Source organism: Granulicatella sp. WM01, from assembly GCF_004570605.1.
Taxonomy (GTDB): domain Bacteria; phylum Bacillota; class Bacilli; order Lactobacillales; family Aerococcaceae; genus WM01.
In genome coordinates, this window is sequence record NZ_SPPB01000070.1 from 1 (window position 1) to 7,838 (window position 7,838).

The following is a 7,838-nucleotide window of genomic DNA, read 5'->3' on the forward strand; positions in this document are numbered from 1 at the left end:
TGAAATAGTATAGCCCTCGTTTAATAATATTTCAATTTGACTTCTTTCTTTATCACTTAAGTGTTTATAGTGTCGTTTTGTGGTATAATGTACTTCAGACATGAAAATCTTCCTATCTATTTGGTTTAGCAACTTTAGTATAGCTGATTTTCATGTTTTTTTGTTTATTTTTATTTGTTGCACTTCATTTTACAACACGGGATTGATTTTTTGATATAGAAAGACGAATTTATAATGAAAATCGTTAATTGATCATTAGACAATGTATATCTTCTCTTTTGCTCATCTATTGTTTAATGTAGTTTAAATAAGGTGGACTATTTTGACTGTTTAATCGTGTTTTTTCCAGTTAGAACAAGTGTTTAATAACATGACGTTCCTTTATAAATGACTTGTACAAAGAAAAGAATAGGTGTTATAAATACAAAAAATAGAAAAGTGTGACGTATAAATTACATGGAAGTGATTGACATTTTGAAAAACTCTTGTATAATTTAAAACGTAATAATTACGATTTAAAAAAGAAGGGATACTCTTTATATGAACAAAAAGCTCATTGCAGCAGGCACATTAAGTGCAACTTTATTAGTTTCAGGAACTTATTTATTCATGCAACAACAGCCAGACAATTCGCTTGTGCAACAACAAATATCGTCAAGTCGGAAAAATGTGACAACAGAGTTTTCAAGAACATCTAAGGAATACGAGGAAATCGCAAATGCTCTAAAAGCAACTAAAGAACCTATTATTGTTGGACAAGTATTTGAAAATGGTTATTTGAAAAAACATGGCAATCATTATCATTTTGTAATGGGACAAGTCCCACAAGATGCTATATATGAGCTTATTGATATGTCTGGAGAAGATGGCTATACATTTAATCCTACGGATATTGTGGAAGAAAATGCTTTAGGCTATGTTGTTAAGCATGGAGATCATTATCATTTTATTTATAAAAAAAATGGTAATCCAAGTACACAAACTTCTCAAATTTCAACACATCATGTCGATTCAGAGGGACACAATCATACACAGGGGCATACTAATCAAAGCTTAAGTCCATTAGAGCAACGTGTTGCTGAAATTATGCAAAAATATCATTTAACACGTGAGCAAATTATGGTGAATGAACAAGAGCAAAGTATTATTTATCCACATGGTAATCACTATCATTATGAAAAAATAGGTGAGGTGTATCATGACCATTCTCATGAAGATGATGAACATCATGAAAGCCATAATCATCATGATATTAATGTCCACACTCACGACAATACACAAAAAAATGATACACAATCCAATGTTTCACAGGTAGATGACACGCAAAAACAGAATGAGGTAGCACCAAATGAAACACAAAGTCCTCTTGAACAACGTATTGTTGAAATTATGCAAAAATATCATTTGACACGTGAGCAAATTATTGTGAACGAACAAGAAGAAAGTATTATTTACCCACATGGCAATCACTATCACTATGAAAAAATAGGTGATGCACATCATAACCATTCTCATGAAGAAGATGAACATCATGATGATCACCACGATAACGATCATGAGGACAATAAACAAAAAGATGATACAGATTCAAGTGTGCCAAAAACAGACGATACACCAAAGCAAGAGGATACAACATCAAATGAAACACAAAGTTCTCTTGAACAACGTATTGCTGAAATTATGCAAAAGTACAATTTAACACGTAATCAAATAAAAGTGGATGAAGAACATAATGCAATTATTTATCCACATGGACATCATTACCATTATGAAAAAATTGATTCAACAAAACCTTTAACACATCATCATGATCATCATATTGAAGAAGAGAAAGATGATGGTACTATTCCAAATGAAGCACAAAGAATTATTGGACCATTTGCAGTGACTAGAGATGAATTGTTGAATAAAGAAGCGATTTTAAAACGTTATCCAAACATCAATGTTAATGATATAAATAATTACCATATTGTTGGATTTTTAGCTTTTCCGAATGGACGAGAAAAAGTAGGACATTTAACTCTTAATGATCAATTGACTGATGGTGTAGTGTATTTAGTGCTAAAAAATATTCCTTGGCAAGAGGTTTCAACGACTGTTCAAGTTCCGAAAGTACAACCAATGGACGAATATTACTTTAAGAGTTGGACGTACGATGTTCCAACAGAAGGTGTTGTTGATTATGCACGTATTTTTGGAGCACAATTTAGATTAGAAAAATACAAAAATACGCCAAATATTTTAGGACCGTCAACAACACAAGAGATTAAAGGAACAGATCAAGTTGATCTAAATGATTATGTTGCCATTAATTTCCATGCATTATTTAATGGAACGTTATTAATTAATGGGCAACAGACAAAACATGCTTTCTATTTAGTTAAGCAAGGGCTCACATGGAGAGAGGCTTTTGCAAGTGGTTTAACGCTTCCACAAACCCGTGCAGAAGAGTGGCATGAATTTAATGGATTTTCAACTGACCTGTCAACTCGATTAGATGAAAAAGTTACATCATCTATTATTTGGGCGAAATTTGGCGTTACTTCCTTAATTATTGGACCGTATACACCAGCTAATTCAAGTCAGCCACTTGATGAGGGAGATAGAAATCGTCCACATCCAAATGATAGTTCAATGCCTTACGATAAAGAAAAATATGTGTCTATTGCATTTGTATCAAGTGGACAAGGGAATTTAGAAACATTTTTAGATAGTGGAAAAACTCTGACCTATATTGTCAGAAAAGGATCAAAATGGCAAGATGTCAAATACGATTTTCCAAATTTTGTAGCAGATGCTGGGTATGAGGCTAAATTAGTTACTCCACTTCCAGCTGATGAAGCTGTTGTGAGCGAATCTAAAGTTTATTATGTTCAATTTGAACCAGTATCTAATACTGTAGAGTCTAAAGATAATGAATTTAAATCATCTGCTGTAGATCATGATGAAGCTGTTGCAGTAAAAGAAGAGCATGTTTTAGAAGAAATACAAGAGACAACAGAAAGCACTCTTGAAGCTAGCGTGGAAAACTCACAAGAATATACAGATGAAACAAATCAAGTGGGTGATCCACGTGAGCATGAAGAAAATAAAGAGCAAGATAAAGAATTAGAAGCAAATGCTTTTAATAAAGATGATGATATAAATAAACCACGTAACTAACATATAGAATAATTATAGAAATTGAAAAGAGTAAGGGCAATGGAAAAGATATTGTCCCTACTCTTTTAATCTAGAGAGGAAATATTAATAACTCGTATGTTATATTATTTCTTAGAGAAAGCCAGTAGCTGTCGAAGATGTTAGAGAACATAATTGACTGTACAGTTTTTGTGCGAGTATTTAGATGTTTTTATTAAAAAAGTATATGTGATAAAAGTTGCACAGTGCAGTCAACTATAAAACAATGTTAAATGGCGATTAGTATTTCTGAATTAACAATATTAAGTTCTGTTTATGCAGGTGTAGTTTATAATAAATACTCCAAAAGTTATATAAAAGCATATCAGAAAATGATTATCTGAAATAGTGAATGGAATAATGCATCGTTAATGATTTATATTCATTGTAAGCTCATGAGAATATATCATTAGTCGTTAAATAGATCATCAGAAATGTTGAGTGGTTCATGTGATAAAGGTAAATCAACATATTTCTCATCTACTTGTTCAATCTGTACTTTTCCATTAAAAAGATTTTGAACAGTTTGAATAAATTGTTCTAATTCTTGGCTGAGTACTCCACAGACATAAGTCGCGTGTTGAGTATAGTGTGTATGGATTAATTCGTAGGTATGTTGTGTCAGAAAGTAATCAAATTTTCCTACTTGAGCATACTCGAGTGTGATATGAACAATAGCTTGCTTGGTGTGTCTAATAATGCCTAATTGATTTAAGGCGAATGATACGGAAGATGAATATGCACGAATTAATCCTCCAGCACCAAGTTTAGTGCCTCCGAAATAGCGCGTGACAACGGCTGCAATATAGTGCAATTCTTGTTTTTTTAATACTTCTAGCATAGGCACCCCGGCTGTACCACTAGGCTCACCGTCATCATGTGCTCGTTGGATTAAGTCAGTTTCTCCGATTAGATAAGCAGAGCAATTATGAGTAGCTTTGCGATGTTCTTTTTTTATGTGTTGAATAAATTGTAAGGCGTCTTGTTCATCATTGACACGCTTTAAATGACAAATAAACCGAGAGCCTTTGATAGTTATTTCAGCGGATCCGTCACGAGCGATTTGTTTATATTCTTGCATAATAATCTCCAATCAAATTTTTGAAACTTTGTCTACTTTAAAGTATAATGAAAATAACATTATAAGGCAATAGGAGAGAAGTATGACAAATCATATTGTACTGTTTGAACCACAAATTCCTGCAAATACTGGAAATATTGCACGCACATGTGCAGGAACAAATGCTGTGCTACATTTAATTAAGCCATTAGGTTTTTCAACGGACGATAAACAATTAAAACGTGCAGGACTAGATTATTGGCACGATGTTTCCATTGTATACCATGATAATTTGAATGATTTTTTAACTTTTTTAGGCAATAAACCACTTTATTTAGTTACCAAATTTGCTAAACAGGTGTACAGTGATATAAAATTCAATCAGAATGAAGATAATTTCTTTATTTTTGGGAAAGAAACAACTGGGCTTCCAGAAGAATTTATGAAACTTTATGAAAAACAATGCATTCGTATTCCGATGAATGATGAACATGTTCGCTCATTAAATTTATCAAACACCGTTGCTATTGTGTTATATGAAGCATTACGGCAGCAAGAATTTATACATTTAGAACGTTCTCACACATATAATACGGAAAAAGCAGAACAGTTAGGGTGGTAATTATGAAAAGAAAATGGATAATGACGGCATTAGCTTTAGGTAGTGTGGTTACTTATCTTCAAAATAAACGTGTTTCAAAGTCAACTTACGAACTTCCTATTGCAGACTTACCGAATGCTTTGGAAGGATTTAAAATTATACAATTATCAGATATTCATTTTCCGAATGCGATTTTAGATGTGGCTCATCTTATTAAGCAGGTAAACCAAATAAAGCCGGATATGATTGTTGTTACTGGAAATGTCATCACGGCAAAAGCAAGTTATGATAGAAAAGAGCTGACCTATTTTATGCAGGGGTTGGTCAATATAGCTCCGACTTATGTTGTATCGGGATACCATGAATATAAAATGAAACATCCAGAAAAATTTAAGCAAGACGTTCGAGAAGCAGGAGCGGTTTATTTAGAAAATGACACAATATGGCATAAACATAATAATTCTGGAATATTAGTGATGGGACTGGATGAGACAACTGCACAACAAACTAAGGATAGTCTTTATTTAAGACGAATTTCGGTACCTGATGAGCATACATTTGATGTTAAAATTTTGTTGGCACATCATCCAGAATGGTTTTTATATTATCATACAGAAGAAGAAAAACTCCCAGATGTCACATTTTCAGGATATGCTCGAGGAGGACATGTACGTATACCAGGTATAGGAGGCTTGTTTTCAGAAAGTCAAGGTGCTATGCCACAATATACAGAAGGTGTTTTTTCGCATCCGATTTTAGATGATAAATTATTAGTTGTTAGCCGTGGGATTGGGACGCCTAAAAAATGGGCAGTACGTATTAATAATAAACCTGAACTAGTTGTTGCAATATTGACAAAAAAATAAGAAAAAGAGGAATACTATGGAAATGCAGTTATCACTGGCACTACAAAATAAATGGAAGCAATGTGCATTTGAAACGATGACGCCTGTTCAATCAGGTTGCTATAATTTGATTTGCAACAAACAAGATGTTGTTGCTATTTCGCCTACAGGAACAGGGAAAACTTTAGCCTATATATTGCCGTTGCTAAGCCAGGTTGAATCAAATGGTGAATTGCAAGTGTTAGTGTTGGTGCCATCTCAAGAACTTGCACAACAAGTCGCACATGTTTGGAGAGAATGGAGTGAATTAAGTGTACAAACGTTAACTGGTGGATCGAATTTAAAACGACAAATCGAACAATTAAAGCAAAAGCCGGAGATTATTGTTGCAACACCGGGCAGATTGAATGATATTGCCACGCAAAGCAAAAAAATTAAATTCCATCAATTAAAAACAATTGTGTTAGATGAAGTGGACTATTTACTCCAAGATGAACATTTGCCAACTATTAGACAAATTGTGAAACGTGCACCGTCACAACGGCAACTTCTCTTTTTTTCAGCTACACAAACACCGATTATTTATGACTTATCTAAATGGTTTAATACAACACCACTTATTCAAACATACGTTAAAGAAGATGATAAAGCGATACATGGGTACTTGCTAGTAGATGAAAGAAAACGTGTCGATATGCTGAAAAAAATAGCACAGAATAATCAAACAGTTGCACTTGTTTTTTTTCAACATGTTGCAGAACTTGCTATGGTATATGAAAAGTTAACATATCATAATATTTCTGTGGCGACATTACACAGTGATATGCATCATACGCAACGTAAAAATGCTTTAGATAAATTGAGAAGTAAAGATATAACATTTTTATTGACAACAGACGTTTCTGCTAGAGGGATAGATATTGTTGATTTACCTATGGTTATACATTATGATCTACCAAGGGAGAAATCGCAATATATTCATCGTTCTGGACGTACTGGACGTATGAGAAATAGTGGATTGGTTATAAGTTTTATTTCAGATAAACAATTGAAAGAGTATAAATCATTACTTCCAAAAGATATTTTGGCTGATGAATATCAATTACATTCCGGTGTTTTAATGTCAAAAACAACTAAAACACGTGTAATTAACCATAAAAAATCAAAAAATAAGTAAAAAGAATTAGGAAATGTATTATATTTGGTTATATATAATTGCAAATGTAAGCAATATAGCGTGATGAGTATAGTACACCAAAATGAATTGTAAAAAACTAGATTACACTTAGCGAAGTGGCTTTAAATTAGGAGTTAAAATCTTTAATTTAAAGCCATTTTTAATGCGTAGTAACTATTGTGAAGAAATTTTAACATCCAGTTTAGACGTTTTTTAATTTTAAAGTATTAGCTTAGTAGAAATATGTTAACACTGATATAAATGTGAAAAACATTATTCAATTACTATGTAAGAGGCTTGGGATGAGTGAGGAAATAATAAGGCAAATGTATCAAACTGGAGAGGATATTTCTGGAAAAATAGATTATGATAAAGTGTTAGAATTTACTTGTTCAATTAGAAAGAGTATTAAGTGAATAAAAATAATCTTATGAGAAATTTTACTGTAAGAGATGAGTATAATGCTAGTGAAATTGTGTTAACATGCTTTCTAAAAGTTTCAGCTGTATATTAACAGATTGAAAGGAAAAGAAATAAAGGATAGAGTAAATGATGATAGTGTGTAACAAAGATAAGGTTTTTAGATTGCTATGCATAAAAAATTCTACTAAAAAAAGAAATAATTAAAGAAAACTAGTCCAGAATGTTAGTGGTTAATCATTGGTTTAAATAAAAAAACCAATGGTGAAAAGAAAAAACAGTATTATCACGAATGTGGATGGCATCATTTATTATAAATATTCGTATATTGTATTTACAAAAAATAAGCAACAGAAAAAGAAATTTACCCAAAAAACATACTATAAATGTTGATATTATGCAGTTTTGAATAAAAAAGCAAAAAAAAATAAAAAAAAGTAAAAAAAGCAGTTGACAAAAAAAGAGGATGTTGGTAATATATACAAGTCGCCGCAAGGAGACAAGCCCTTTGAAAACTAAACATTATGAAACAAACCAAATGTGTAGGGAAAGTTA

The 7,838-nt window shown here is 32.2% G+C and carries 5 protein-coding genes; 4 read left to right on the top strand and 1 reads right to left on the bottom strand.

Going from position 1 to position 7,838, the window contains the following annotated elements; translation table 11 throughout:
• Positions 1 to 540 precede the first annotated feature (540 nt).
• Positions 541 to 3,162 (top strand): pneumococcal-type histidine triad protein, encoded by a 2,622-nt coding sequence (locus E4T68_RS07805; protein ID WP_135125763.1) that lies wholly within the window; start codon positions 541 to 543, stop codon positions 3,160 to 3,162.
• A 427-nt stretch (positions 3,163 to 3,589) separates the two neighbouring features.
• Here the strand turns inward: E4T68_RS07805 and E4T68_RS07810 are convergent, their stop codons facing one another.
• Positions 3,590 to 4,264, bottom strand: coding sequence for a YigZ family protein (locus E4T68_RS07810; protein ID WP_135125771.1), 675 nt, complete (start codon positions 4,262 to 4,264; stop codon positions 3,590 to 3,592).
• Between the two features lie 79 nt (positions 4,265 to 4,343).
• Between E4T68_RS07810 and trmL the strand changes: the two genes are divergently transcribed.
• From trmL to E4T68_RS07825, 3 genes are read left to right on the top strand one after another with little or no spacing between them, the layout of a single operon-like run.
• Positions 4,344 to 4,862, top strand: coding sequence for a tRNA (uridine(34)/cytosine(34)/5-carboxymethylaminomethyluridine(34)-2'-O)-methyltransferase TrmL (gene trmL / locus E4T68_RS07815; RefSeq protein ID WP_135125765.1), 519 nt, complete (start codon positions 4,344 to 4,346; stop codon positions 4,860 to 4,862).
• Between the two features lie 2 nt (positions 4,863 to 4,864).
• Complete coding sequence (locus tag E4T68_RS07820; protein WP_135125767.1) at positions 4,865 to 5,707, top strand: metallophosphoesterase; 843 nt, start codon at positions 4,865 to 4,867, stop codon at positions 5,705 to 5,707.
• 16 nt (positions 5,708 to 5,723) lie between these two features.
• Positions 5,724 to 6,863, top strand: coding sequence for a DEAD/DEAH box helicase (locus E4T68_RS07825; RefSeq protein ID WP_135125769.1), 1,140 nt, complete (start codon positions 5,724 to 5,726; stop codon positions 6,861 to 6,863).
• Positions 6,864 to 7,838 lie beyond the last annotated feature (975 nt).